Here is a 26183-nt window from a genome sequence, read left to right as displayed (position 1 = left end):
TCAAAAACAGAAAGGAAAACCCTACTAATATATAAAGGGAAGGAGAATTATTTTTGAGAAGGATCATATTAGACGATCTTAGGTGTATAGAAAGAGAAGAGGAGATTAAGATATTGTATGCTGTCGAAGCTGGAAGTCGAGCATGGGGGTATCATATAGATGACAGCGATTATGATGTCCGGTTTATATATATACGAGAGACAACCGCGTATCTAAATCTTCAACAGACAAAGGACGTAATTGTAAAATCTACACACCATGCCATTGAATTCGGGGGATGGGACCTGAGTAAAGCTCTCAAACTTCTTCGTAAATCAAACCCATCTCTATTGGAGTGGTTAACAGATGAAAATGTGTATATTGAGCACCCGACCATAGAAAAAATCAGGAAGCTGCGAGATCAGACTTTTTCTCCAGACCGCTGTTTAATTCATTACTATCACATGACAAAACGCAATATGGAGAAATGTTTGAAGGATGATCCAAACGGTACGAAGAAATGGATGACCATCATCAGGCCGTGGCTTGCTTGTAAGTGGATTATGAAGTATCAAACGTTTCCACCAAATGGGATCAACCAAATGATTGACCACCTTAATATGTATGAAGATATAAAGAATACGATTATTTCCATGGTGACCTCAAGAGTTAAAGGGAAAGAGGCCCATCACCTAAAGCATATGGAAGAGTATCTAAAAGAAGATTTACTAAAAATGGACCGAGCTCTGGAGAATTTACATAGCGATCACTCCTATCAATGGGGAGGTATAAATGAAACATTCATATCCATATTAGAAGAGGTATGGGGTATGCAATTAGACGGGAAGAAACGTTAATACGAGCCATGGGCATGCATAATGGCACCTTCTTTGGGAAGCATAGAAAAAAAGATTCTTACTGAAGGTGCTAATATGAGTTCGTTTAATAAAAGGAAAAGAAGAATACCAAAACAGCTGCTTTCAGAAAAAGAAGAAGTAGTGCCTGAATTTCTCACTTTAGAAGAGAAAATCACTTATTTTCGAAACGGTCTATTTAATACAGATGATCTGAAAATAAGAGAATTAACCTTCAATAGTAAAATATTGACCATTATGTTTATTGATTCTGTCATTGATAATAGGAGCTTACAGACGTATATTATCAAGCCTATATTAGAAAAAGGTTCCGGCGATATATGTGATGTCGTAAGTACTAATAGTATTAAAGAAACATTGTATTTAGATGAGGCACTCAGTGCAATGGTGGATGGACACTGTCTTTTACTTGCGGAAGACAGTGAAATCCTGACCTTTATCAGTATGCCTAAGATTCTTAATAATCGATATGAACCAGTAAATGAAAAGGTGATTAGGGGATCACATCAAGGATTCAGTGAAAATATCACAGAAAATGTGCATCTCATAAGAGAGAGAGTTTCAAATCCGAAATTGACTGTGAAATACTCAAGCATAGGAAAAACAACGAGAACAAAGTACGCTTTAGTTTTTTTATCTCATTTAACAAATCCTGAATTGTTGAAAACGATTGAGAACCGGATCAATTTTGTTCAAACAGATTCGATTCAGTCCCCCGGATACTTTGAGGAATTTTTAGAAGATCATTCTTATTCTCCATTTCCTCAGTTTTTAAATACGGAAAGACCGGATCGTGTAGTCGGAAATCTAATGGAAGGCAGAATTGCACTGGTAATGGAAGGAAGCCCTACCGTTTTACTCTTGCCTGTGAATTTTTTTTCCTTCTTTCAAACATCGGAGGACTATAATAATCGGGCATTTATCGGTTCATTTATACGATTCATTCGATTAATCAGTTTTATTGCAACCCTTTGTTTACCCGCATTTTATATTGCCGTCATTTCGTATAATTATGAAATCATTCCAGTCGAAATTATTTTTTCGATTAAAAGCTCCCTTGAATATGTTCCATTTCCTCCATTGATTGAAGCAGCCATTATGCAATTGACCTTGGAATTACTTCGTGAAGCTGCGATACGATTACCGAATCCCATCGCTCAAACCATTGGGGTAGTAGGGGGACTTGTAATTGGGACGGCAGTTGTTGAAGCAAATTTGGTTTCAAATACGATGGTTATCGTAGTTGCGATTACAGCTATATCTTCCTTTGTTATTCCATCTAATGAAATGAGTACTTCCGTTAGAATATTAGGATTTCCGCTAATGATTTTTGCTGCATTATTCGGAGTTCTCGGAATCGTAATCGGGTTGATGTTGCTGTTAATACATATGTCGACGCTCAAATCATTAGGTCAATATTATTTATATCCTGTTGCACCTTTGGATTTCAAGTCACTTAAAGACACCTTTATCCGTGTACCCATTTGGCTGATGAAAGAAAGACCAAAGGATTTGAAGCCGCAGTATAAGTGGAAGACGACGGATCCCCGAGGATGGGAAAAAAATGAAGAATCAGACTAATCTCTCGTCCATACAATTGATGTTATTCATTATTCAAACTCAAATTGGTGTAGGGGTTCTTGGCCTTCCATTCAGCGTATTCTCCATTTCTAAAGGTGATGCTTGGATTTCAGTATTACTGGCCGGTATTGTTGTTCAATTGCTAATAACGACTTTGTGGGTCTTGGGCAGAAGATTCCCCGCTAAGTCACTTTTCCAATACTCAATACAGCTGGTAGGAAAAGCAGGAGGGACATTCATTAATGTTTCCTATGTGTTTTATGGATTGCTTGTAACCAGCCTTATTTTAATGTATTCAACTGCCATCATTAAAACGTGGGTACTTACCCTGACACCCAAATGGATTATAATGTTTCTATTAATGGGAACAGCCATCTATTTAGGGAAGGAATTACTACCTGACATTTGCAATGTGTATGTTGTTGTTTCAGTGCTGATTTTCTTTCTGATCTTGATATCCATCGTTGTATTGATCATTTACCCTGTTGATTGGAGGTATTTGCTTCCAATCGGACAATCAGGTAGGATCAATATTCTCAAAGGGATAAAAGAAGCCTATTTTTCAATGCTTGGTTTTGAATTGCTTTTGTTTCTTTTTCCTTATTTTCAGCATAATGGGGAACGGTCCGTCTTATTCTCAGCATCAATGGCCAATCTCTCTGTGACATTGATCTATACCTTTCTTACCATTGTCAGCCTAATAACGTTCAGTCCAGAGGAATTAGTCATTGTTCCTCAGCCGGTTCTATACTATGTGAAATCCCTGTATTTGCAAGTTGTCGAAAGAATTGATTTGGTGTTTGTTTCACTTTGGGTAGTAAGTGTTATTACTTCTTTAACCAGTTATCTTTTCTTATCGACGGAGGGAATAACCCATTCTTTCATGCGAATCAAGCGCATCAAACGTTCTGTCATAACCATTTTCTTTGGCAGTTTATCTTTTATCATTGCCTTAATTCCCAATAAAGAAGCAGAAATGGAGTTGTACAACAAATGGGTGATTAATACCTCCTATCTCTTCATACTTGTCATTCCATTTCTTTTATTAGGAATTTCTTTTGTTTTCAAGAAAAAGGAAAGAGGAGAGAACGCATGAGGAAAAAGGGCATTTTAGTATCCGTCCTACTTATCATTAACCTTTGTTTGACAGGGTGTTGGGATCAAAGATTACTGAAAAACGGAAGGCTCGTTTTCTCCTCTTCTTTTGATATGGTTGATGAGGATACCATAAGAGCGACTGCCATCATTCGTGACTTTAAGGATCGAACCCCTACTAATGTGGTGGTACAAGGTGAGGGGAAAACGATTCGTGAAACAAGAATGAGTATGGATAGGAAAATTTCCGGAGTGTTTGAACCTTCAAAAAACCGGGTGTTTTTATTGGGGGAAGAATTAGCTAAAAAAGATATCTATAAATTTTTAGATATATTCTATCGTGATCCCAATAGCTCCATTTCTGCTAAATTGGCCGTGGTGGAAGGAAATGGGGGAGAGATCCTCACTAAGTTGAGTGAGAAAAATGTGTTGATATCTGAATTTATTATTGAATTACTAACAAGCGCAGAAGTCACTACAGGAGTTCCTAAACAGAATTTACAAACCGTCTGTACCATTATGTTTGATGAAGGAAAAGATTTCGCACTTCCTCTCATTAAAATGAAAAATGGAGAAGTTGTTTTAGATGGAATAGGTATTTTTCATAAGAATTCACTTACGGGTACTCTATCATTTAAAGAATCATCTCTATATCTGCTTATGAATAATCAAAAAGCAAAATCAACTCGGTTTGTTTCAAAAATAGATAATGATAAAAAAATGAGCATTGACAATTATATTACGTACAATGTTTCTAAATCTAAATCAAAGCTTAAAATTGTATCTGACACACCTGAAAATATTCAGGTGGAAATCGACATGAAAATGGATATTTCAATCGCAGAGTACCCTCAGGACAAATTAACTAATAAGAGTGAACTCAAAAGACTGAATAAAGAAATATCAAAGCATTTAACAAAAGATGCTCAAAAAATGATTGAAAAAATTCAAATTGCCAACTCAGATTTATTTGGAATCGGAAGAGAGTTGATTGCTTTTCATCCAAAGACATGGGAAAAAATTAATTGGGAAGAAACATACCCCTCCATTACCATTGTCCCGACTATAAAAGTGGATATTGTAGGACACGGGATTATTAATTAACCAGTACCTTTCATTAATTAAAAAGTGTCCAGCCTTTGAGAGCTCTTTTCCTCAAAGGCTGGACACTTTTAGTTCGGTCATGAAACAATCTTTAATCCAATAATACTTCCAATAATGCATGTTATAAAAAACAACCTCTTCAAATCCTTTGTTTCCTTGAAAAAGATCATCCCGATGATAACCGCTCCTGCAGAACCAATCCCGGTCCAAATTCCATATCCCGTACTCACAGGAATGTCAAGTAGAGAAAGAGACAATAAATAAAAGCTCAGAGCTCCTGCAGCAAAACTTATGATGGAAGGGGCCAGTTTCTTGTAACCTTCAGAGAGCTTCATAAACGTTACCATGACAACCTCCGAAAATCCTGCAAATATGAGAAATATCCATGCCATCAGTATGACCTCCCTGTATGTTGCTCCTCTTTATCACTCATTTTTAGACCGATCACTCCGAAAATGAGTAGTGTGATAAAAGCAACTTTCATGATGCTAATCCCATCATTTAGAAACACCATTCCAACTACAGCAGTACCTGCTGCCCCAATACCGGTGAAGACCGCATATGCAGTTCCAATCGGCAATAATTTCATGGAATTAGAGAAAAAATAAAAACTGATTAAAATTAGAACAGCAGTGACAATACTTGGGACAGGTTTTGTAAATCCCTCTGAAAGGGATAACCCAGTAGCCCAGCCAATCTCCAGTATTCCACCAATAATAACGTATATCCAACCCATGATGCTACACTCCTTTACGACTTGAAATACCTAATTCATAAACCTTCCAAGCCGATTCAATTCGTTGTCTGAAAATTTCTTCAGTATAATAATGATGCTCTAAAAAAACACCATCTACTAAACATAAAAAGGAGGCAATGAATTCATCTTCCTTGATTTCACTGAACAGTTTTTGTTTTTGGCCTTCCTGGTAAATTGATACCAAAATTGCTGTTGTCACCTGTTCAAAATAAATGAATTGTTTTTGAATAAGATCTTTAAAAACTTCTGGGGGAAAGAATGTGACTCTTTTCCATAATAGTGCTTCTTTAGTTGTCACTAATCGTTGACAAAATAAGTCAAAGAGTGTTCTTATATTCGTTAGCGGTTCTTGAGGATCCATTTTTTCTTCTGCGCTCTTATAGGCCGTTACTTCCGACACACTTAAATCCTCAATTACTTCCATAAATAAATCCTCTTTGCTTCGGAAATGGTTGTAGATAGATGGTTTTTTAATGCCCACCGCAGTTGCAATTTCCGTTAACGAGGTATCCTCATACCCTTTTTGACCAAATAAATCCAATGCCACATCTTTGATGAGTTGTTTATTGTCATTCTTCAAATTCATTCACCTTCTTTTTTAACTAACTAACGGTCGTTAGTTTTATTCTATAACCATTTTTAAATAAATGCAAGAAGGGAAAAATAATCCACTTTTCTTCAAAACGATCGAATGTATGTCAGATTCCTTACATATAATCATCTGTTGATTTTATATGGAAGGAAAGGGATACTCATGATGGGCTTAAGGGCTAAATTTGTAATACTCATTATGTTACTTGTTCTTCTGTTGGGGCTCTTTACTCTGAAGCTGGTGGTTATCAGTCTCGAAGATTGGGTAATGATTGAGGAAAAGTATTTTCCGGTGAATAATAGAAAAGGAGCGGAAGGAATTAAATCAGGTGAGGTTATAGATGTAAACAGCAGCGATCCGTCATGCTCGATGAAATTTGATAACGGGCACACCTATAAGCTGGATTGTGATCAATATTTAGATTTTAAAATAGGAGAGAAGGTTAAAATAGTTTCTGTTGAAAATGATTATGTGAAACTAAGAAGGAAGTAAATATTACTGAGGTACTTTCCTTCGCATGGTAAAATAACAGGTAATTAAATGATAAAAAGGGATGATTAGACAAATGAATAAGCGTGATCTCGTTCAATATTTCATTGTTAATAAGGAACTGAATATGTCTAAAGGAAAAACGGCAGCGCAAGTGGCCCATGCTGCTACTCTTAGTACACTGACGATGATGTCATCTGATTCACCTTTTCAAAATCGACAAGCAGACTTTGTAGAATGGGTGCAAACAGGTATGAAAAAAATTGTTCTAAAGGGAAAAGCCGGAGAGCTGGAGAAATTAGAGGCTGATGGATATTTCAGTATTCACGATAGCGGGTTAACTGAAATTAAAGAGGGATCTTTAACAGTAGTGGCACTCCCGCCAATGGAAAAGTTTGAAGCAAAAGAGATTGTCGGGCACTTAACACTATTAAAAAACTAGAGTTGAAGAAGGAGGTATTTCATTGTTTTCTAAAGTGGATACAGTCCATATATGTATAAAAGATTTAAAAAAGTCTACCCAATGGTATGTAGAGGTGTTGGGGTTTGAGCAAGTTTTTGATTCGGGAAAGTATGTTGTGTTCCAAATAGGTCAAGGAGGCTCTACTCTAACGGTTCAAGAGGGAGAGGTACGTCCCTCATCCGTCAAGCCGATTCTCTTTTCTGATGCGTTGGAAGAGACTAGGTTAAAGCTTGTGGAAAGGGACGTCAAGGTTGGAGAGATAAAAGAAGCTGGAGAGGTTACGTTTTTTGAGTTCTGGGATTTAGATGGAAATGGTTTTGAGGCTTGTCAGTATATAACGGACTAATTCGGTCTGTGTTTCACGTTAGCAGATTCATTTCAGTGAGGAGATTGATCAATGGGTTACATAGAAGAATTAAGAGCAATGGTTGGTACGCGCCCTCTTATTTTAGTCGGATCGGTGGTCATTATTTTGAATGACAGAAAGGAAGTGCTTCTGCAGCAAAGGAGATTTCCGAATGGCTCATGGGGACTGCCTGGTGGATTGATGGAATTGGCAGAATCAACGGAAGAGACGGCGAGAAGAGAAGTGAAGGAAGAGACGAATCTGACATTAGGTAAGTTGAATTTGTTAAACGTATATTCAGGTGCGGATCAATACATTAAAGCTGAAAATGGAGATGAGTTTTATGTAGTCACCACAGCCTACTTTTCAAATGATTACGATGGAGAAATGAAAACAGAACACTCTGAATCCATTCAACTAAAGTTTTATAATCTAGAAGAATTACCTTCAACGATGGTGAGAAGTCATCTGCGTATGCTTAATGACTTCCAACAACATGAATGCATAGCCAAGGGTGAGAAGTGTTGTTAAAAAGGAAATATGGCACACGAGAGGGATGGTCTCGTATAGTGGAAAGAGAGGTTTCTGTTAAGTACACATCTACTGGTGAACTGGAAGGATATCTCTCCCTTATAAAATTCGACAGGGTAGCTCACCCTCTATATGTACAATATGAGGGTGACTCCATATGTATTGTAGATGATGGCTATTCATGGCTTCAATTCTTTCCTGATCACCGGCATTTTTCTATTACTACTATGTTAAAAGAAGATCAATCAGTTATTCAGTGGTATATCGATATAACGAAAGAAAATGGATATGATTCAACTAGGGGACCCTGGATGGATGATTTGTTTTTGGATCTTATTATTCTTCCAGGAGGGAAACTGATAGAAAAAGATCAACAAGAATTAGAAGAGGCGTATCTTAATAAAATAATCTGTGAAAAGGATTATAGGTTGGCAAAGTCTGAGTTTCATCAATTGATCCATCGAATTAAAAACAATGAATTAAACATAGAGAAATTGACCGAAGAACATTTAACATGTTTCAATAAAATTAAATAAAGGTGTAGGGTGTTTTCTGATGGATTATTATTTTAGGACAATTATAATTTCAGCTCTGATAACTCCTCTTCATAATGATTGGAAGGGGATTTGCAAGACTCCTGCGGAAAAACGGGTGAGAAAATAGCCCGCAGAGAAGCGAGGAGGCTTGGTCGTTCATCCGCGGAAAGGGAGCGGATTCCCTTCCAATCAAGCAGTATTCTAATTGAACAGTGGGACAGCACTCGCTTTAAATCAATAGTAACAATGACTTAGATAACAGTTAATTTAAAAAAGGCTTGGTGGATATTAGAACATTTCAAGATGGAAAAAAAGCTGGTCAGACACTATCTGATCAGCTTTTTTAAATGATTTATTCTATAGAGATAAGCGTTTATTTTAAAGTATCTAGATACGCATAGTATGCGGCTAGTTTTTCATTGTTGTTGGCAGCTTTACCGTTACCCTTTAAAGATTTACCTATTGCGAAAAATTCTTTATGAACAGGTAGAACGTGAACGGTAACAGCTGGACGCCCTCTATGCCTGAAATCCTTAGGTACGTGAAGCATAGAAAATCGTTTCATTGGAATGCCTCCTTTAAGGAGAAAGCTATTCTACCTATCTATTATTATTTAAGTAGAATCAATAGTTTTTTAACCATAACATAGTGCATCATTTTATTCAACTTTCTGATTATTATATACAATTTAATAAAGTTTATGTTGATATAAAAATATTTAAGAGAACCCCCAAAAATTAAATCATTCATTCGTATTCTATGGTAAGAATGGTAATGAGAATTATTGACATTCTGATCTAAAACACAACTTGGGGGGTATTTAAAAGTATGAATATTGATGATGTACTAGAAGATACCGTAGAACTTGGACAAGAGGATATAAATCGCCCAATCTATCGCGTTGACATTGATAAAATTCTAGATTTGACGAGTGATATGTAAGAAACACTTTACTATAAAATGAAAAGGCAAGCCCTTGGGCTTGCCTTTTCATTATGCTCGCATTAATAATAGAATGCTTATGCTTGTCGCCTCTGGTCAAGCCGCCTCCGCTTTTGGTTTCATCCAGCTCCGGCGGCTAGAGGCTCGAGGTCATAAGCCAGGACTACCAAAAAGGCAAAGAACGCCTTTCCGGTAGTCCCGTCTTATGCTTGTCGCCTCTGGTCAAGCCGCCTCCGCTTTTGGTTTCATCCAGCTCCGGCGGCTAGAGGCTCGAGGTCATAAGCCAGGACTACCAAAAAGGCAAAGAACGCCTTTCCGGTAGTCCCGTCTTATGCTTGTCGCCTCTGGTCAAGCCGCCTCCGCTTTTGGTTTAGTCATGTCTCTTGTGTTTGTTTAGTAATTCTTTTAGCAGATTAATGATGGTAGCACGTTCGCTTTTGTTAAATGTTTGAGTCCAACCTGAAATTAGCATATCTTCTTCAGGCGATAAGTCTCGCTGTAAACCGTCAACAAATACTTCTTTTATTTCGTCTTGACCATATTGTGGATTGATAGGTTCATGTCTCATCGAAATACCTCCTTCATACTTCTTTTACATTTTCCCCGTGCAAATTAATCCAAACATCTAAACTCTCTGATCGGGAAAAAATGGTTATGTAATGACGCGGTTAAGGAAAGGATATAGAGAAAAGATAAAGGAGAAATCAATGTCGCTTCCTCTCTTTATTTCCATATTAATCATCCTGATTTATATTGTGATCTTCATGCAAAAAAAGCTTTCATTCACCGCAAATTCCATACAGTTCATGTTGTTATCGATTGTTTCAACGAATTATATTACGATTATGACTAACAAGCTGGAATGGATTAGGGCTTCAGAGGATGTCACTCAATTCATTAGCTTACTGATAAACCGAGAATGTATTTTCCCATTGATTGGAATTATCATGATAAATGGCTACTTGAATTACAGATCAAGAACTCATAAAATCATATTCTTCTTAAGCCTTTTATTTTTTATCACTATTTTGGATGTCCTTCATATTCACTTTAAAACGCTTGATTATCCTCAATGGAGCCTATTAAATACAACCATCATTAACATAATATATTTATTCATTTGTATTGGGATAGGAAAGGGGCTTTATCATATGCAGAAGAAGGAGGGGAAAAATAGTGGACAGAATATATGAAAGATCATTTGATTTAAACGAGTGGTTTATCATCATTAGTCTACTTGCTCTCCTTATAGTAATATGGATTACTCCAAAAATATTCCCATTCCTGGAAGGGCTAAGTTACTTTATTTATGGCATAGCAATAGGGATGTTTTATGACCATACGATCAGTATTCCACCTTGGGATTTTTACGATGTGAATGATAGTTCAGCTTACCAGGCGATCGATTTTATTAGTTATATCATGTATGGTCCTTACAGTTATTTTTTTATATACATCTATAAGAAATTAAAGATAAGAGGGGTCATGAATCTTGCTTATTTATTGGTTTGGACATCTTTTTCTCTTTTGATGGAATGGTTCACGTTAAAGATTGGCTTTTTTCATTTCGATAAAGGATATGAAATGTATTGGTCCATTCCAATATACATGGCGGTTCAAAGTATTCAACTATTATTTCACCATAGAATAAAGAGGGTAACGAATGGATAGAAGTAACAAAAAACCAGAAACCATGCTGCAAATGGCTTCTGGTCTTATATTAAAGAGGAAGAACCACTTCATATTGAGTGAATCCGATGTCTTCAAGGGCTTGTTTTAAGCTTGAGCTTGTTTTTAAGTCGTCGAAGGTAATGCCGAGGTTCCCTAAAGTATGGGCAAATTCAGGTCGGATACCTGTCAATACCGATTGTACTCCCATCATCTTTAAAGCGTTGATGATTTGGTAAATATTATGAGAAACCATGGTGTCCATGATTGCCACACCGGATATGTCAATAAATAAATAGTCCAATTCTAGTTCAGAGCTTTTCTTTAGAGCCGTTTCCATAATAGACGTGGCTCTATGAGTGTCAATTTCCCCAATGAGAGGAAGAATCGCAATTTTATCTGCAATCGGCACAATCGGTGCCGAAAGTTCATCCATAGCAGTATGAATAAGAGCTAGCTGATCTTTTTGCTGCTTTACAAATAACTCATTTAAAAGATAAGCAATTTCATCCAGTAATGGGTTAATCTTTTTGTTTACTTGCAGCATAAGAGAGGCTGTTATTTGATTATCGCTGATCTGTTTAGTGAAAATATCCCAAATAGTAGTCCGGAATGCTGATAGTGTTTTTAGCGATTCATTTAGTGGAATGCCTTTTTCAAGTGCTATTTTTCCTACCTTCTGTGTCCACTCGCTTATCTTAATGAGAGAATCTTTTTGCTCTTCTTGTAAAGATTCTCCCAGCATTTGAATTAATTCAATTCTCCATTCCGTGACTTGCTCCATTTTCACTCCAGAAAACTTAAGTTGTTCAGAATACCGTTTTTCCTGATATTCAATTACGCCCTGAGCAATATCGGATTTATGTGAAACAATTTCTTGTCCTAGATACACTAATTCATCTCTCATTCTCCTCAGCCAACTCCTTATACTGCTTATTTATTTAAAACTTTCGAAATAGTCTCTATTAATGGTAATATAGTATATCATAAATTCTATTAGAATTATAGCTTTCAATAGAAGGAGTAAATGAAATGACTCATATATGTTTAGTACGCCATGGTCAAACTGATTGGAATCTTAATGGGAAATTACAAGGTCAGACGGATATTCCATTAAATGAAACAGGAAAGCTTCAAGCAGAAGAATGCAGAGAATTTCTAGAGAAATCACATTGGGATGTTCTGATTACTACTTCTTTGGTGAGAGCCAGGAAAACGGCAGACATTATTAATGAAGCCTTGGAATTGCCGATTGTTGAGATGGACCATTTCAAAGAACGTTATTTTGGAGATGGGGAGGGGATGTCCCGTGAAGAAAGAGAAAAGCAATATCCTGATTTTATCTTTCCGAATATGGAATCGTACGAAGTGTTGATCGATAGGATCCAGGAGGGACTGAGAGAGATTCATGATCAGTTTCCTGACCAGAATGTATTGCTGGTTGCTCACGGTGCGGTCATCAGTGCAATATTGCGAGAGTTTCATAAAGAGGAGGTAGGTGTGAACCACGTGAAACTATTTAACGGCTGCCTGACCAATCTCCATTTCACAAATAAACGATGGAATGTCCATTCTTATAATGAAGTAGGTCATTTATCGGAGCATGAATAAAGATGTGAGTGAGAACGGGAGCGTTTACCTCCTCAGAGTGATGTAAAGAATTCTACTATAATTAGATGTGAATGGTGTGATCTAATGGCGATTATTTTGTTTGATGGTATATGTAATTTCTGTAATAGTAGCGTACAGTTTATTATAAATCGTGATCCAAAGGGACTCTTTCAATTTGCTTCCTTACAAAGTGAAATTGGTCAAGAATTATTAAAGAAGCATAAGATTCCTCAAACGACAGATAGCTTCGTTTTAATCGACGATCATAAATCGTATGTTGAATCAACTGCCGCTTTAAAGGTGTGCTCTCATTTAACATGGCCATGGAAGCTTTTCGGCGTGTTTAAGATCATTCCCAAGCCCCTAAGGGACAGGGTATACAGGTGGATTGCCGCAAATAGATACAAATGGTTCGGAAAACAAGAATCCTGTATGCTGCCTTCGCAAAACATGAAAGACCGTTTTATAGAATAGAAAGACTCGAGGAAACGTCCTCGAGTCTTTTCGTTCTATAGGATTTATCATTAATGTCGTCATCATGCTTGGAGGTTAGAGCCCTATGCTTATCGCTATTTTTCAAGCCGATTCGCTTTAGTATGATTATTGACTTTGAATCGTTTTAACCGAAACTTTTCTTCTTGAACGCGGTCCATCAAATTCACAAAGGTAAATACCTTGCCAGGTTCCCAGAAGAAGTTCACCATTAGTGACGATGATTGTTTGAGAGTGGCCGACCGTACTCGTCTTTAAATGGGCGGCTGTGTTTCCTTCTCCATGAAGATCCAGAGTATGTTCCCATGGATATACCTCATCTAATCGACGTAGAAAATCTGTTTTTACATCAGGATCGGCATTTTCATTCACCGTGATTCCGGCTGTTGTGTGCAAGGATTGAACCACCACAAGACCTTCCTTCATTTCTGCGTTGGTGATGATGTCTTGGACATATGTGGTAATATCAATCATTTCATCGCGCTTTTTTGTATCGATTGTAAGAGTTTTTATCATAACAATGACCCTTTCTATGTAAGTCTTATTCTCTACATTCCACCAAATGGCTTGTTCAAAACCAGCCGTTCTCTTTATCAATATGGTGCTGGCTATAAAGTGGTATTACACTGATTACATTGGAAACATCCTGTTCATTTATTTCCTCGATAACGATTTCTTTTACTTCTGTATGGAAACTTTCACTCCAATTTCTATATTCTTTTAAGGCGCGATGGAATTCTTCTTTTAAATCAATCCTCCCCAATGTGATATGAGGAATGTACGTAAAAGAGGGGTTACGAAAAGGTGTTAGTACTCCTTTATACAGTTCATCATGTGAATGAATGATGGAATCATTCCCTCTTTTTACATTAAGACATAAATATTCACCAGAGGACCCTGTTATTTCTTTTAATAGCAGGCTGAATGGTTGCAATCGATTAGCAATGCTTTGTACATGTGATATGATTTCACTGTTAGATAAATTTGAAGTGAAAGGGAAAACGAGTGTAATGTGGGGAGGGATTTTATCCCATAATGGGTCGTGTGTTGTTCTGATCCTTTGGATTTCTTCTACTGATTCAAGTTGTGGGAAAATATGAATGGCTCGTTTCATCACATAATCCTCCATTTTGTTAACAGGATTCTTCTTGATCTCTTATGAATATGTGCTTTTTACGCTCGAAAGAAGCTCTGTAGCACTTTCCGTCTTTTGTCTTGTATAGAGCTTTATACACTTTTTCTTTATTATCTGTTGTATGAGTTTGAATGATGCCAATGATGGTAGAATCGGGAGCTACAGTTTGTAGAGATGTTTCAATGCTTGAATGCAAAAGGAACCGCTGATAGCCATATAGAATAATAACGCAAGCAACAAGTAAGATGAACATCCAGCGGAATCCTTCCAGTAGTAACGTCTTATTCATCAGAAAATACTCCTATCTTCTAAAGCATATATTCGACTTAAGGAATGAAAAAGGGCAGTACAGCCCTTTTAGAATTCAACTTAACTTTTTATATAACCTTTTAGCAAGGTTTAACGCAGCTGTGTTGTCACCATGAAGACAAATGGTATCTGCTTTAATTGACAATACCTCACCATCTGTGGAAACTACCTCTTGTTTCTCCACCATTCGTAATACTTGCTTCTCCACTTCGTTTTCATCATGCAGTACGGCATTGGGAAGTGATCGTGGAGTAAGTGAACCGTCAGATTGATAGGTTCGATCGGCAAATACTTCATGAGCGACACGCAACCCTATTTCTTCTCCTGCTTTTGTCAGCTCACTTTGGGAAAGGCCGAATAAAGTTAATCCGGGGTCAAGGTCGTATACGGCTTTAGCAATCGAGGTTGCCAGATCGGAATCCTTCGCTGCCATATTATAAAGTGCACCATGAGGCTTTACGTGAGATAACATGCCTCCCTGTGCCTTGACGAAAGCGAGGAGGGCGCCAATCTGATATTGTACAAGGGCATATGCTTCTTCAGGGGTTACATGCATCATTCTTCTTCCAAACCCTTGAAGGTCAGGTAATCCAGGGTGAGCACCAATCTTTAGGTTGTGATTTAATGCATTTGTAACGGTTTGTTTCATTACGAGGGGATCCCCTGCATGGAATCCGCATGCGACATTGACGGAGGAAACGAATTTCATCATTTCTTCATCTTGTCCTATTGTATATGTACCAAAACTTTCTCCTAAATCACAGTTTAAATCGATTTTCATTTTTCCATCCTTTCATCCTTTAGAATGAATTGTAACATTCTGAATTCTTATCTATCATACCATAAATTTAATCTGGATGCTTTTCTGATAGAGTAGAGGAGGATTAAGGGAGAAAATGATTTTCTCATCAAATTTTAATCTTGTTCTAATAGATTTCACTTTTTCACCCGATACAATGAATCTTGCTTATGAATAAGGATTTATCACTCCCTAAACAAAAAGAAAGTGGGGTAGCTTTCTTTTTGTTTAAATCTTTATTATGTAAGACCCATTCTAATTTCTTTCCTTTGGAGACAAAAGTTTTGCTGAAGCTTTTGTCTTCTTTTTGTGTATTTTTAGACAATGGTTATAATGAAGGGGAATAGACAATGGTTATAATGAAGGGGAAGGAGGGGTCAAATGGATCTTGTATTTAAACAAAACCAAAACGTTTTTAATTACAGGGTAGTGGCCATCTGGGTAGAACAGGACCATATTTTATTACATAAGCAAGTGGAAGACAATTACTGGTCGTTGCCCGGTGGAAGAGTCGTCATGGGAGAAGCATCACAGGAAAGTTTAAAGAGGGAAATGCAAGAGGAACTAGGAGTTGAAATTATTATAGAACAATTGATCATGGTGAACGAAAATTTCTTTCCATATAAAGAATGGGATTTCCATGAAATTGGATTTTACTATAAAGTGAAAGCTAAAGACAGGGCAATTTTTCAAAAGGATCCCTTTCATGGGCTGGAAGGGGAGCGTTTATTATACAAGTGGATTCCAATTGAAGAACTTTCTGAAGTACAATTATATCCTCAAGAGGTTAAAGATATGTTATTACATCAACCAAATGAAACAATCCATATTGTGTCAAAGAAGTGAATTAAGTGGAAGGCAGAGAAGAACTTCTCCACCCTTTAGACTATGTAGTACTACTTACTGTGAATGAGTCAGTTTTAACTTTACTTTATGAAACAACGATTTCATCTTTCCTTCGCTTTTTTTCGCATTGGGGTGATGATCAATTACTTTTGTACGTAGAAAATAATTAATGCCTTCTTCAGCCAGAATGAGAAGTACAAAAAGAGAAACAATCACGATTATCCAAGTCATATATATTCCTCCCTTACTATCCCTTTCATGTTTATGGATATATCTACCACATTATGAATCGTAATAAACATGTTGGGTCGTAAAGAACGAGCTTTCTTTATTCTACTCAGCAGATGTAGGAATGCAATTGAAAAAAACGGAGCCTGCATTCAGCTCCGTTTTTTCTTTCATCCATCAAGGAATGAACCCTTAAGCCTTTTTAGTTGAGACAGCTTGCGGGGGAGTTTCCGGAACCTTAATGAAAAGCATTCCAACCAGGCTGGAAAATAGACTTAGAACTATGAAAATGATAAAGGTACTCAAAGGTTCAATCAATGCTACTATAGGAGGCCCTAAAGCGACACCTGTAAACCTCATTGAACTGTAAATAGAGGTGATGGTTCCACGATGCTCTTTTTCAATTCCTTCTGTAATAAGTGCATCCAAACAAGGAAGGGCTGCGCCCATTCCAATTCCCGCAATCGAAAAAATACTCAATATAACCCATTTTCCTTCAGTGAAGATTAATGGAAGGAATGCAACCGAAGTCATAAGGGAACCAAAGACGATGACCCACTTCATCTTCTCTTTACTCTTACCAATCACTTTCCCAGTTATGTAGGAGGTAAGACATAAGAAAAGGAGTGGAACCGCTAAATATAGTCCCTTCATCACTCCGTTTATTCCATAAGCTTGCTCTAATCTGGTTGATAAATAATATAAAAAGCCAAATAAGGTAAACATGGAAATGATTCCAATGATGAAGATGCCGAAAATCCATTTCTTTTCCTTCCCAAGGACGATTACCACCGCATGAACAAATTCCTTAATCGATTGTTCCGCTTCTTCTCCTTTTTTTGGTGGAACTTTCACAAATACGACAATCAGAAGAATCGAAAGAATTGAAAATACAGGTATGGAAAAGAATGGGATAAACCAGATCCATGCAGCAAATAACGCTCCGAGTATCGGGCTTAGCACCTTGCCGAAAGTATTGGATGTTTCGATTAAACCCAATCCCTTGGTGATTTGATCATCATCCTCATACAGGTCTCCTACTGTAGGAATGACGACTGGGAAGGCTCCGGCTGCTCCAATTCCTTGAACAATCCTTCCTACAATAACAAAAATATAGGCGTTCGAACCGTAAATTGAAGCAAATCCACAAATGAGGCCACCGATTCCTGCAATGATCAAGCTGGGTATCAGAATATTTTTCCTTCCGAAACGATCGGATAAGTAACCGGCAATTGGAATACAAAGAATGGCTATAATAGAGTAAACGGTAATGATTAAGCTTGATTGAAACCCCGTAATGTTTAGCTCCTTTTCTAATTGAGGAAGGACAGGGATCAACATGGAATTCCCGAGTGTCATAACTAAAGGAATAGAGGATAACGCCAGTAGATCTAATTTTTTCTTGCTTTCCATTTCGTGCACCTCATTCTTATTTATACACGTTTATTTTCTTCAACAAGAGCATTTTCATACTACCTATTTATTTCATTATAATAATATTATGTAAACTGATTGCGTCTTTTTTTCTCTAACTAAAAACTTACCTTTTTCTCACTCAATTTTAATGAAAGAGGAGGAAAATGGCAGTATTGATAAAAGGGAGGTAAGAACCATGTGGATTCGAATAATTCCTATTTTATTTTTCAGTTTTACTGCCATTACTTTAATGACGTATCAAGGTATTGAAATCTTTCAAGCGCTTAATGATTATATTTTTAGCAAAAGTAAAATAAAATAAGTGATATTAAGCATTTAGAGCAGGTGATTTATGTGAAAAGAATTTTAGTCATAGAAGATGAAAAAAATCTCTCTCGGTTCATTGAACTGGAACTTAAATATGAAGGATATGAAGTGGGGCTTGCCTATGATGGAAGAGGGGGGTTAGAGAAAGGTATAAACGAGGATTGGGACATCATTTTATTAGATCTAATGCTGCCGAATTTAAACGGACTTGAGGTTTGCAGAAGAATACGGCAAGTGAAAGCTATTCCGATCCTCATGATCACGGCAAGGGATAGTGTAATGGATCGTGTATCAGGATTGGACAGTGGTGCCGATGATTATATCGTAAAGCCTTTTGCTATTGAAGAACTGTTAGCGAGATTGAGGGCCGTATTTAGACGAGCAGGAAATGAAGAAGCAGCTTCAGCTCAAACAACGTATCATTACCGTGATATCACCGTTCAAAAGGAGTCACGGCAAGTATTTAAGCTTGAACATGAAATCGAGGTTACGAAAAGGGAGTATGACCTTTTACTCGCCTTTTTGGAAAATAAAAATATTGTTTTGACCCGTGAAGTCCTTCTCAATAAAGTGTGGGGGTATGATACCGAGGTTGAAACGAACGTAGTGGATGTTTATGTAAGATACCTACGAAATAAAATTGATTCGCCTGACGAAGATAGCTATATCCAAACTGTACGTGGTACCGGGTATGTGATGAGGACATGAATACATTCATGAATCGATTTAAGCCCTCTTCTCTTAAAGTGAAGTGGGCATTAGCCGCTGGTTCAGCCATATTCCTTGCCTTTTTCTTATTTAGTTTTTTTCAATATCATGCAATCAATAAATGGATGGTGGATGAAGAAGAAAATAACTTTAGTCGTGTGCTGGATGAAATTACGGTGTTTTTTAAACAAAAAGGGCCAAATATACAGCTGCAGGACATTTATGATAGCAGGGATTTGATGAAGCAAATAGCTGAAAAAGACCAGACTATTCGTATTTTAGATCGTCAGGGGAATCAAGTATCGGAAATTCAAGGTGAAAATGAATGGGCTTTTTACGTTCCTTTTCAACCCGTCAGAGAGAAGACAGTTACACTTATTGAATCTGAGGGAAAACAAATGCTTATTGGGAGATCTCCGATAAGATCTAGTCAATTCAACGGATATATTGAAATCATCCAGCCTTTAAACCGGTATGAAAAGATCATGAAGAACCTGTTCTGGATGATGACCATCACCGGGGTATTAGCGCTCTTGATCAGTGCAATTATCGGCTATTTCATGGCTAGAAGCTTTGTACGTCCACTAAATAAGCTTTCTGAAACAATGAGATCGATTGAAAGGAAAGGATTTCATGAAAGAGTGGAGATTGTAAAGGCCCATGATGAAATCAGTGACCTATCGCAAATTTTCAATAAGATGATGAGCCAAATTGAGAAATCGTTTCAGCAGCAACAGCAATTTGTTGAAGATGCATCGCATGAATTAAGAACGCCCATTCAGGTATTAGAAGGACACCTGGCTCTTTTGAACAGGTGGGGAAAAAAAGATCCAACGATACTGGAAGAATCTTTACAGGTGTCATTGGAAGAACTTGAAAGAGTGAAAAGGCTTATAGGTGAACTATTAGAACTTTCCAGGGCGGATCGGGAGAAATTCGATCTGCAAAACGCTCGGGCCAATGCACAAAAAGTAGTTGAAAAGACAATTAGAGATTTTAAATTTTTACATCAAGAACACACTTTTTCCTGCTTGTATGAGTTGGATAACGACGCTGCGGTATCTATTATGCCAAGGCATCTTGAACAAATCATGATCATCCTGTTAGATAATGCCGTGAAATACTCTGAGATGGATTCAAACATTGAGATAAAATTAATGGATCGTGAAGAAGAAGTGATGATCGAGGTGAAAGACGAAGGGATCGGTATTCCAGAAGAAGATCTTCCAAAAATCTTTGACCGGTTCTACCGTGTGGATAAGGCTAGAAGTCGTGAAAAAGGCGGGTATGGCTTGGGGTTAGCGATTGCATCAAAGCTTATTCAAAATTACGACGGTGAAATTAAAGCCTTAAGGAACGAACCTGCAGGTACCATTGTGCGACTGTCTCTTAAGTACGCTAATTAAATGTATTCTACATGTCAAGACGTCTCAATATTTATCTGAGACGTCTATTTCTGTATATTGCATGTCGATGCTTTTAGGTATTTTCAGTTCTAATATGCCGTCCTTGAATTGAGCCACTGCGCCTTTTTTCTTCACTAGACAAGGGAGTGTGATGACCTGTCTTTCCCCATTCTCCGGGATGTTCTCGATAATGGCCTGATTCGACGTATGGTATATTTTCAATTGCTTCATCCACTCTTCATTTGGAACGTGAAAGCGGATGTAAATATCCTCAAAGGATTCAAAAACATTTGCAGGTATTGAAGTAGAAGAAGGAGAAGCCTGCCCCCCCTGAGATTTCTGCCCTTGATTACCAATCGGATTCATAAAGGATTGCGCCCCGTTCATCAAATCATTCGGATTCATCATACTCTCCCATCCGCCCGGGAACATCTTTTTCATCATACCTTGTATATAGGAATCCATTTCTTTCGGATTCATCTGGTTCATTTGATCTTTCATTTCTTTATTGAAAGGGAATAAACTCCACGGGAACATGTGAACCACCTCGCTTTAATCTATATAGGCCAACCGCCATGATTGTTATATTCTATGCAATGCATAGGCGAAAAGTTCCTCTGCTTGAAGGAGAAGAATGGAAAAAGTAATAAAGCCCTGGGATGAATTTTCAACTCATAAGATCTATCTATCATTCTGAAAAACTTATAATATATAAAAATTAATGAAAAATAACAAAAAATATTTGGTTTTTTTTAGTAACAGTAGTAAGATGGTTTATGAAAAAAGTACCCTCATAACAGGGATACAAGAAGGTGAAAGAGAAAGCGCTTAATAAAATATTATTTCAGAATAGTCGATTATCAAAAAGGTTTTCGTGCAATTTATTATGGGAATATAAGTAATAACCTTAAAAATGAAGGGGAAAACAAAATTTTGAGAAATTTGTCATTAAGACTTTATCTTACTACTGCACAGTGATAAAATGTCCTTGTAAGCGTTTTAATGTGTTAAAAATTACTATTCTTGCATAATGAAACACAGCTTAAAAATTGTAAGAATACATGATACCCAAATTATACTAACTGGCAAAATAGTTGGAGGTTTTTCACAATGAAAAAACAATCGGCAAAAGGGGAACCGTGGCAATCGTTTTACGGACCGAACCTGGGCTATGTAATGGAGGTTTATGAACAATTCTTGGAGGATCCATCTGACGTGGATCCTGAATTGAAAGAATTATTCGAACAATGGGGCCCTCCTACAGCTGAAGACGTACAAGTAATCGCAAGCGCTCAGCATGGGGATACATCATTCACTTTACCAGCACAACCTACTGCGTTAAGCAAAATGGTAGCTGCAGTTAAATTGGCAGATAATATTCGTACATATGGTCATTTAGCTGCGGATATTAATCCCCTTAATGACCGAAACAAAGACACAAGAAGAATTGAACTGGCTGAATTTAATTTATCTGAAGAGGATTTAAAGCAGATACCTGTTGATTTCTTATGCCCGAATGCACCTTCTCACATAAAGGATGGTTTGCAGGCAATCAATCACTTAAGACAGGTCTATACTAAAAAATTGGCATTTGAATATGCTCATGTTCATGAGCTTGAAGAAAAGAATTGGTTAAGAGAAAAGATTGAATCAGAATCCTATTTCACTCCACTTTCAAAGGATAAGAAACTTGCGTTATTAAAACGACTTGCCGAAGTGGATGGATTTGAAAAATATGTTCACCGTACGTTTGTTGGTCAGAAGCGTTTCTCCATTGAAGGACTGGATTCTATGGTACCTTTACTGGATGAAATGGTTCGTTATTCAGTTGAATCAGGTGCTAAAACAGTCAATATCGGTATGGCACACCGAGGTCGCTTAAACGTGCTGGCCCATGTCATCGGTAAACCGTATGAAATGATTTTTGCGGAATTCCAACATGCTCCAAGTAAGGATCTGATTCCTTCAGAAGGCTCGATTGGAATTACATTCGGATGGACAGGTGATGTTAAGTATCATTTAGGTGCTGATCGTGAAATCTCACCTCTACAGTCGTCAACAGCGAGAGCACGTGTCACTCTGGCGAATAACCCAAGTCACTTAGAGGTTGTGAGCCCCATTGTTGCTGGTTACACACGTGCTGCACAAGAAGTTCGTGAAGATAGAGGTTATCCAGAACAATCACCGGAATCTTCCTATGCTATCATGATTCACGGAGATGCTGCCTTCCCTGGACAAGGTGTTGTAGCTGAAACATTAAATATGAGCCAATTACGAGGATATAATACGGGTGGATCCATTCACCTCATTGCGAACAATATGATCGGTTTCACGACTGAAAGCCGTGATTCACGTTCTACTAAATATGCATCTGATACTGCCAAAGGCTTTGAAGTGCCGATTGTCCATGTCAATGCAGATGATCCTGAAGCTTGTCTTGCGGCAGCGGTGCTCGCCTATGAATATCGTAAAACCTTTGGAAAAGACTTTGTCATTGATTTGATCGGCTACCGTCGTTTTGGTCATAACGAAATGGATGAACCGATGGTGACGAATCCATTAATGTACTCTGTCATTCAAAACCATCCTAACGTCAAGAAGCTTTATGCTGAAAAATTAATCTCAGAAGGAATCCTTACAGAAGCAGATGTAGAGAAAATGGATAACGACATCGAAGAAGCATTAAAAGCGGCTTACGATAAAGTGCCGGCTAAAGACGATGATCCTGATACCGTCCTTGCCCCACCTGAATATGTAGCAAATGGCTTACCGGATATTAATACGAGTGTCGATTTTAATAAGCTTGAAGGTTTAAACAGTGAACTGCTTCAATGGCCAGAAGGATTTAATGTGTTCAAGAAATTAGAGCGCATCCTAAAGAGACGAAGTCAGGTGTTTGAAGGGAAAGGGAAAATTGACTGGGCCCATGCTGAGACGTTGGCGTTTGCCTCTATCTTGAAGGATGGTACGCCGATTCGATTAACGGGACAGGATTCAGAGCGTGGTACATTTGCTCAACGCCACCTTGTTCTTCATGATGAAAAATCCGGTGAAGAATACATTCCTTTACACAATCTGAATGACAGTCATGCTTCGTTTGTTGTTCTTAATAGTCCTCTTACTGAAACGGCTGTTGTTGGATATGAGTATGGGTACAATGTGTTTGCACCTGAGACGTTGGTTCTTTGGGAGGCACAATTTGGAGACTTCTCCAATATGGCACAGGTGATGTTCGATCAATTCATTTCAGCCGGTCGTGCAAAATGGGGTCAAAAAACCGGCCTGGTCATGCTCCTGCCTCATGGATATGAAGGTCAAGGTCCAGAACACTCAAGTGCTCGCCTAGAACGATTCCTGCAACTGGGTGGAGAATATAACTGGACGGTTGCCAACTGTTCTACAGCTGGTCAATACTTCCATATTCTTAGACGTCAGGCTGCCATTTTACAAAAAGACGAAGTAAGGCCACTAGTAATCATGACGCCGAAAAGTTTGCTCCGAAATCAATTCGCAGCTGTCACAGCCGAGGAATTAGCCCATGGAGAATTCCATTCAGTCCTGGAACAAAAGGGTCTTGGAGAGAACCAGGATACTGTTGAACGGGTTGTACTGTGCAGCGGGAAAATTGCGATTGATTTAGAAGAGAAGCTTCAAGATATCGATGATAAAGATTGGTTACACATTCTTAGAGTAGAAGAAATTTATCCTTTCCCTAAAGGTGATATATCAGCCATTCTGGAAAGATATTCAAACCTTAAAGAAATTGTATGGATTCAAGAAGAACCTAAGAATATGGGAGCATGGACATTTGCAGAATCACGGCTCCGTGACATTGCACCTGAGGGTGTTGAGGTGCATTATGTCGGCCGTCGCAGACGTTCAAGTCCATCAGAAGGTGAACCAACAGTACACAAAAAAGAGCAATCACGAATTATAAATGAAGCGTTAACTCGATAAGAAAGAGGAGGACATCACAGTGGCAGAAATTAAAGTTCCAGAATTAGCAGAATCAATTACAGAAGGTACAATTGCTCAATGGTTGAAACAACCAGGGGATTATGTGGAAAAGGGTGAGTACATCGTTGAGCTGGAAACAGATAAAGTAAATGTTGAAGTCATTTCAGAAGAAGCAGGTACGATACAAGAACTGAAAGCTGATGAAGGCGATACGGTTGAAGTCGGTCAAGTTATTGCCATTGTTGGTGCAGGAGGGGAAGCTCCAGCAACTCCTGAAACTCAGGAAAATGCATCTGCTCCTAAGCAAGAAGAGAAAGAAGAGAAGAAAACTGAAGTTGCGCCAGCCAAAGAGGACAAGAAGAATCGTCCAATCGCTTCTCCTGCGGCTCGCAAATTGGCACGTGAAAAAGGCATCGACCTTTCCGATGTGCCAACAGATCCATTAGGACGTGTTCGTAAGCAGGACATTGAAGCCTATAGCAACAAACCTGCTGCTGCTCCTTCTAAACCTGCTGCGGAAGAGAAGAAGGCACCTTCTAAGAAAGATGATGGAAAGCCAGTGGTTCGTGAGAAGATGTCCCGCCGTCGTCAAACAATTGCGAAACGCTTGGTAGAGGTTCAGCAAACAGCTGCAATGCTTACAACGTTTAATGAAATTGATATGAGTAAAGTAATGGAATTACGTAAACGTAAAAAGGATAAATTCTTTGATGACCATGATGTAAGGCTCGGTTTCATGAGTTTCTTTACAAAAGCAGTCGTAGCAGCCCTTAAGAAATTCCCATACGTGAACGCTGAAATTGATGGGGATGAAATCGTTCTTAAGAAATTCTATGATGTCGGCGTAGCCGTGTCTACGGATGATGGATTGGTTGTCCCGGTCGTACGCGATTGTGAGCGAAAGAACTTTGCAGAAATCGAAGGGGAAATTATGGAACTGGCTACTAAGGCCAGAAACAACAAATTATCTCTTGGGGATCTGCAAGGTGGTTCATTCACGATTACAAATGGTGGGGTATTCGGTTCATTACTATCTACTCCAATTTTAAATGGACCGCAAGTTGGTATTTTAGGGATGCATAAGATTCAACTTCGCCCAGTGGCCATTGATAAAGATACAATGGAAAATCGTCCGATGATGTACATTGCTTTATCATATGATCATAGAATCATTGATGGAAAAGAAGCGGTTGGATTCCTTGCAATGGTGAAAGATTTACTTGAGAATCCAGAAGACTTACTGCTTGAAGGTTAAGTAGTCCTGATTGAATAAGAATAGATGAATGTTTTGCTGATTCATATATCCATTAATGGGTTGTGGATCAGCTTTTTTTTCACCTTTTTTTACTAAGAGAATAAAATATGGATAACTAAAATAAAGTTTCCTAAAGGAAACTCTGGGACATGAATAAGGAGGGAAGGTGTAACGATGAAGAACTTCAATTCAAAAAAAGTGATTCAGTATTCGTATCTTTTTCATAAATTGGGATTGTTGGATAATGAACAATTCAAACAAATTGAGGAATACCATGGATCCAAGTATAAGAAGCACAGTTAATGTCTGTTTCAAAAATGAAAAAAGACAGACTCAAGTGAAGATGAGTCTGTCGTAATAATCGCATCTCAGGGGGTGAGATAAGCTAGTATTCTTTTTTTATTCTCATTGTCAAGATTTCCTAAAAGGTTTCAATCCTCGGTTACGAATTTCTTTCTTAAGAAGTAAAATCCAGTCTTGATCATTCCCTTGCTTCTCAGCATCACGATAAGCTGCAACCAACTGTTCATTACTTAAGATTTTCATGACCAACCTCCCAGGAATGTGTAAAATATAGAATTTTCTATATTTTCTATTTATTCTACATAGAAAATACTCATTTGAAAAGGGTTTTTTCATAATTTACGTCTAAAGTAGTATTTTTAGTTATTATGTAGAAAAAGGTTTAGAGAAGATGTTTTTTGTCTATATAAAGTGGTTGGACATTTCAGTTCTT

32 protein-coding genes are annotated in these 26183 nt (G+C 37.8%); 18 read left to right on the top strand and 14 right to left on the bottom strand.

The annotated features are described in order from the left end of the window. Window positions 1-53 precede the first annotated feature (53 nt). The 4 genes from AAEM60_RS13075 (at window position 54) to AAEM60_RS13060 (ending at window position 4634) form a co-directional block, all read left to right on the top strand. A complete protein-coding gene (locus AAEM60_RS13075; RefSeq protein WP_341356477.1) occupies window positions 54-836 on the top strand; it encodes a nucleotidyltransferase domain-containing protein in 783 nt (260 codons plus the stop codon). Window positions 837-911: 75 nt separating this feature from the next. Continuing rightward, window positions 912-2435 carry a spore germination protein gene (locus AAEM60_RS13070; RefSeq protein ID WP_299737536.1) on the top strand — a complete coding sequence of 508 codons (1524 nt, stop codon included), beginning with the start codon at window positions 912-914 and terminating at the stop codon, window positions 2433-2435. Next, the gene (locus AAEM60_RS13065) at window positions 2419-3531 is read left to right on the top strand and encodes a GerAB/ArcD/ProY family transporter (protein WP_299737533.1); all 1113 of its coding nucleotides are present in this window, start codon (window positions 2419-2421) and stop codon (window positions 3529-3531) included. Before AAEM60_RS13070 ends, AAEM60_RS13065 begins: the two co-directional genes overlap by 17 nt. Continuing rightward, window positions 3528-4634: a Ger(x)C family spore germination protein gene (locus AAEM60_RS13060; protein WP_341356476.1), complete on the top strand. Its 1107-nt coding sequence runs from the start codon at window positions 3528-3530 to the stop codon at window positions 4632-4634. The genes AAEM60_RS13065 and AAEM60_RS13060 overlap by 4 nt, the downstream gene beginning before the upstream one ends. Window positions 4635-4711: 77 nt before the next feature. Here AAEM60_RS13060 and AAEM60_RS13055 read toward each other — a convergent pair whose 3' ends face one another. The 3 genes from AAEM60_RS13055 to AAEM60_RS13045 are packed head-to-tail and all read right to left on the bottom strand — an operon-like array spanning window position 4712 to window position 5971. Next, window positions 4712-5026: a multidrug efflux SMR transporter gene (locus tag AAEM60_RS13055; protein WP_299737529.1), complete on the bottom strand. Its 315-nt coding sequence runs from the start codon at window positions 5024-5026 to the stop codon at window positions 4712-4714. Continuing rightward, entirely contained in the window at window positions 5026-5370 is a 345-nt protein-coding gene (locus AAEM60_RS13050; RefSeq protein WP_299737528.1) for a multidrug efflux SMR transporter, read from the bottom strand. The genes AAEM60_RS13055 and AAEM60_RS13050 overlap by 1 nt, the downstream gene beginning before the upstream one ends. A 4-nt stretch (window positions 5371-5374) precedes the next feature. Next, window positions 5375-5971 carry a TetR/AcrR family transcriptional regulator gene (locus AAEM60_RS13045; RefSeq protein ID WP_341356475.1) on the bottom strand — a complete coding sequence of 199 codons (597 nt, stop codon included), beginning with the start codon at window positions 5969-5971 and terminating at the stop codon, window positions 5375-5377. A gap of 174 nt (window positions 5972-6145) precedes the next feature. On the opposite strand from AAEM60_RS13045, the gene AAEM60_RS13040 reads away from it, so the two are divergent. The 5 genes from AAEM60_RS13040 (at window position 6146) to AAEM60_RS13020 (ending at window position 8348) form a co-directional block, all read left to right on the top strand. Continuing rightward, window positions 6146-6475 (top strand): hypothetical protein, encoded by a 330-nt coding sequence (locus AAEM60_RS13040; RefSeq protein WP_341356474.1) that lies wholly within the window; start codon window positions 6146-6148, stop codon window positions 6473-6475. A 73-nt stretch (window positions 6476-6548) separates the two neighbouring features. After that, on the top strand, window positions 6549-6914 hold the full coding sequence (locus AAEM60_RS13035) for an aminoacyl-tRNA hydrolase (RefSeq protein WP_341356473.1): 366 nt from the start codon (window positions 6549-6551) through the stop codon (window positions 6912-6914). Between the two features lie 22 nt (window positions 6915-6936). Further along, complete coding sequence (locus AAEM60_RS13030) at window positions 6937-7281, top strand: VOC family protein (protein WP_341356472.1); 345 nt, start codon at window positions 6937-6939, stop codon at window positions 7279-7281. A gap of 51 nt (window positions 7282-7332) precedes the next feature. Continuing rightward, window positions 7333-7812 (top strand): NUDIX hydrolase, encoded by a 480-nt coding sequence (locus AAEM60_RS13025; protein ID WP_341356471.1) that lies wholly within the window; start codon window positions 7333-7335, stop codon window positions 7810-7812. Window positions 7813-7850: 38 nt separating this feature from the next. Next, on the top strand, window positions 7851-8348 hold the full coding sequence (locus AAEM60_RS13020) for a DUF402 domain-containing protein (protein WP_299737516.1): 498 nt from the start codon (window positions 7851-7853) through the stop codon (window positions 8346-8348). A 373-nt stretch (window positions 8349-8721) separates the two neighbouring features. On the opposite strand, the gene AAEM60_RS13015 is transcribed toward AAEM60_RS13020, so the two are convergent. After that, window positions 8722-8913: a hypothetical protein gene (locus AAEM60_RS13015; protein WP_044336725.1), complete on the bottom strand. Its 192-nt coding sequence runs from the start codon at window positions 8911-8913 to the stop codon at window positions 8722-8724. Window positions 8914-9660: 747 nt separating this feature from the next. After that, window positions 9661-9858: a hypothetical protein gene (locus AAEM60_RS13010; protein WP_299737512.1), complete on the bottom strand. Its 198-nt coding sequence runs from the start codon at window positions 9856-9858 to the stop codon at window positions 9661-9663. Between the two features lie 608 nt (window positions 9859-10466). On the opposite strand from AAEM60_RS13010, the gene AAEM60_RS13005 reads away from it, so the two are divergent. Then, the gene (locus tag AAEM60_RS13005; protein ID WP_299737510.1) at window positions 10467-10961 is read left to right on the top strand and encodes a hypothetical protein; all 495 of its coding nucleotides are present in this window, start codon (window positions 10467-10469) and stop codon (window positions 10959-10961) included. A gap of 49 nt (window positions 10962-11010) precedes the next feature. Here AAEM60_RS13005 and AAEM60_RS13000 read toward each other — a convergent pair whose 3' ends face one another. Continuing rightward, window positions 11011-11865, bottom strand: a complete 855-nt coding sequence (locus tag AAEM60_RS13000) for an STAS domain-containing protein (protein ID WP_299737508.1) — start codon at window positions 11863-11865, stop codon at window positions 11011-11013. Between the two features lie 125 nt (window positions 11866-11990). Here AAEM60_RS13000 and AAEM60_RS12995 point away from each other — a divergent pair, with 125 nt between their 5' ends. Both AAEM60_RS12995 and AAEM60_RS12990 read left to right on the top strand, forming a co-directional pair. Further along, on the top strand, window positions 11991-12569 hold the full coding sequence (locus tag AAEM60_RS12995) for a histidine phosphatase family protein (RefSeq protein ID WP_299737506.1): 579 nt from the start codon (window positions 11991-11993) through the stop codon (window positions 12567-12569). A gap of 84 nt (window positions 12570-12653) precedes the next feature. Beyond that, on the top strand, window positions 12654-13043 hold the full coding sequence (locus AAEM60_RS12990) for a thiol-disulfide oxidoreductase DCC family protein (protein WP_299737504.1): 390 nt from the start codon (window positions 12654-12656) through the stop codon (window positions 13041-13043). A 126-nt stretch (window positions 13044-13169) separates the two neighbouring features. On the opposite strand, the gene AAEM60_RS12985 is transcribed toward AAEM60_RS12990, so the two are convergent. The 4 genes from AAEM60_RS12985 to AAEM60_RS12970 form a co-directional block, all read right to left on the bottom strand. Next, window positions 13170-13577 carry a secondary thiamine-phosphate synthase enzyme YjbQ gene (locus AAEM60_RS12985; protein WP_299737501.1) on the bottom strand — a complete coding sequence of 136 codons (408 nt, stop codon included), beginning with the start codon at window positions 13575-13577 and terminating at the stop codon, window positions 13170-13172. Window positions 13578-13632: 55 nt separating this feature from the next. Beyond that, entirely contained in the window at window positions 13633-14175 is a 543-nt protein-coding gene (locus AAEM60_RS12980) for a 2'-5' RNA ligase family protein (protein WP_299737499.1), read from the bottom strand. 19 nt (window positions 14176-14194) lie between these two features. Then, a complete protein-coding gene (locus AAEM60_RS12975; protein WP_299737497.1) occupies window positions 14195-14485 on the bottom strand; it encodes a hypothetical protein in 291 nt (96 codons plus the stop codon). Window positions 14486-14560: 75 nt separating this feature from the next. Continuing rightward, on the bottom strand, window positions 14561-15286 hold the full coding sequence (locus tag AAEM60_RS12970) for a 5-oxoprolinase subunit PxpA (RefSeq protein ID WP_299737494.1): 726 nt from the start codon (window positions 15284-15286) through the stop codon (window positions 14561-14563). Window positions 15287-15685: 399 nt separating this feature from the next. On the opposite strand from AAEM60_RS12970, the gene AAEM60_RS12965 reads away from it, so the two are divergent. Then, window positions 15686-16150 carry an NUDIX hydrolase gene (locus tag AAEM60_RS12965; RefSeq protein WP_299737492.1) on the top strand — a complete coding sequence of 155 codons (465 nt, stop codon included), beginning with the start codon at window positions 15686-15688 and terminating at the stop codon, window positions 16148-16150. A gap of 54 nt (window positions 16151-16204) precedes the next feature. Here the strand turns inward: AAEM60_RS12965 and AAEM60_RS12960 are convergent, their stop codons facing one another. Both AAEM60_RS12960 and AAEM60_RS12955 read right to left on the bottom strand, forming a co-directional pair. Then, the gene (locus AAEM60_RS12960) at window positions 16205-16381 is read right to left on the bottom strand and encodes a hypothetical protein (RefSeq protein ID WP_341356470.1); all 177 of its coding nucleotides are present in this window, start codon (window positions 16379-16381) and stop codon (window positions 16205-16207) included. 189 nt (window positions 16382-16570) lie between these two features. Then, entirely contained in the window at window positions 16571-17791 is a 1221-nt protein-coding gene (locus AAEM60_RS12955) for an MFS transporter (RefSeq protein WP_299737488.1), read from the bottom strand. A 357-nt stretch (window positions 17792-18148) separates the two neighbouring features. On the opposite strand from AAEM60_RS12955, the gene AAEM60_RS12950 reads away from it, so the two are divergent. Both AAEM60_RS12950 and AAEM60_RS12945 read left to right on the top strand, forming a co-directional pair. After that, window positions 18149-18829, top strand: a complete 681-nt coding sequence (locus AAEM60_RS12950) for a response regulator transcription factor (RefSeq protein ID WP_299737485.1) — start codon at window positions 18149-18151, stop codon at window positions 18827-18829. Further along, window positions 18826-20235 carry a HAMP domain-containing histidine kinase gene (locus AAEM60_RS12945; protein WP_299737483.1) on the top strand — a complete coding sequence of 470 codons (1410 nt, stop codon included), beginning with the start codon at window positions 18826-18828 and terminating at the stop codon, window positions 20233-20235. The genes AAEM60_RS12950 and AAEM60_RS12945 overlap by 4 nt, the downstream gene beginning before the upstream one ends. A 24-nt stretch (window positions 20236-20259) precedes the next feature. On the opposite strand, the gene AAEM60_RS12940 is transcribed toward AAEM60_RS12945, so the two are convergent. Continuing rightward, a complete protein-coding gene (locus AAEM60_RS12940) occupies window positions 20260-20772 on the bottom strand; it encodes an Hsp20/alpha crystallin family protein (protein WP_299737481.1) in 513 nt (170 codons plus the stop codon). 573 nt (window positions 20773-21345) lie between these two features. On the opposite strand from AAEM60_RS12940, the gene AAEM60_RS12935 reads away from it, so the two are divergent. The 3 genes from AAEM60_RS12935 to AAEM60_RS12925 all read left to right on the top strand — a co-directional run bounded on the left by AAEM60_RS12935 (window position 21346) and on the right by AAEM60_RS12925 (window position 25750). After that, window positions 21346-24192, top strand: a complete 2847-nt coding sequence (locus AAEM60_RS12935) for a 2-oxoglutarate dehydrogenase E1 component (RefSeq protein ID WP_299737479.1) — start codon at window positions 21346-21348, stop codon at window positions 24190-24192. Between the two features lie 19 nt (window positions 24193-24211). Continuing rightward, window positions 24212-25447, top strand: a complete 1236-nt coding sequence (odhB, locus tag AAEM60_RS12930) for a 2-oxoglutarate dehydrogenase complex dihydrolipoyllysine-residue succinyltransferase (RefSeq protein ID WP_299737477.1) — start codon at window positions 24212-24214, stop codon at window positions 25445-25447. Between the two features lie 174 nt (window positions 25448-25621). Further along, a complete protein-coding gene (locus AAEM60_RS12925; protein ID WP_299737475.1) occupies window positions 25622-25750 on the top strand; it encodes a hypothetical protein in 129 nt (42 codons plus the stop codon). Between the two features lie 108 nt (window positions 25751-25858). On the opposite strand, the gene sda is transcribed toward AAEM60_RS12925, so the two are convergent. Further along, window positions 25859-25993 (bottom strand): sporulation histidine kinase inhibitor Sda, encoded by a 135-nt coding sequence (gene sda / locus AAEM60_RS12920; protein ID WP_044336757.1) that lies wholly within the window; start codon window positions 25991-25993, stop codon window positions 25859-25861. Window positions 25994-26183 lie beyond the last annotated feature (190 nt).

Source organism: Rossellomorea sp. y25, from assembly GCF_038049935.1.
Taxonomy (GTDB): Bacteria; Bacillota; Bacilli; order Bacillales; family Bacillaceae_B; genus Rossellomorea.
Note: the sequence above shows the minus strand (reverse complement) of the source record. Positions and strands in the feature narration are given on the sequence as shown.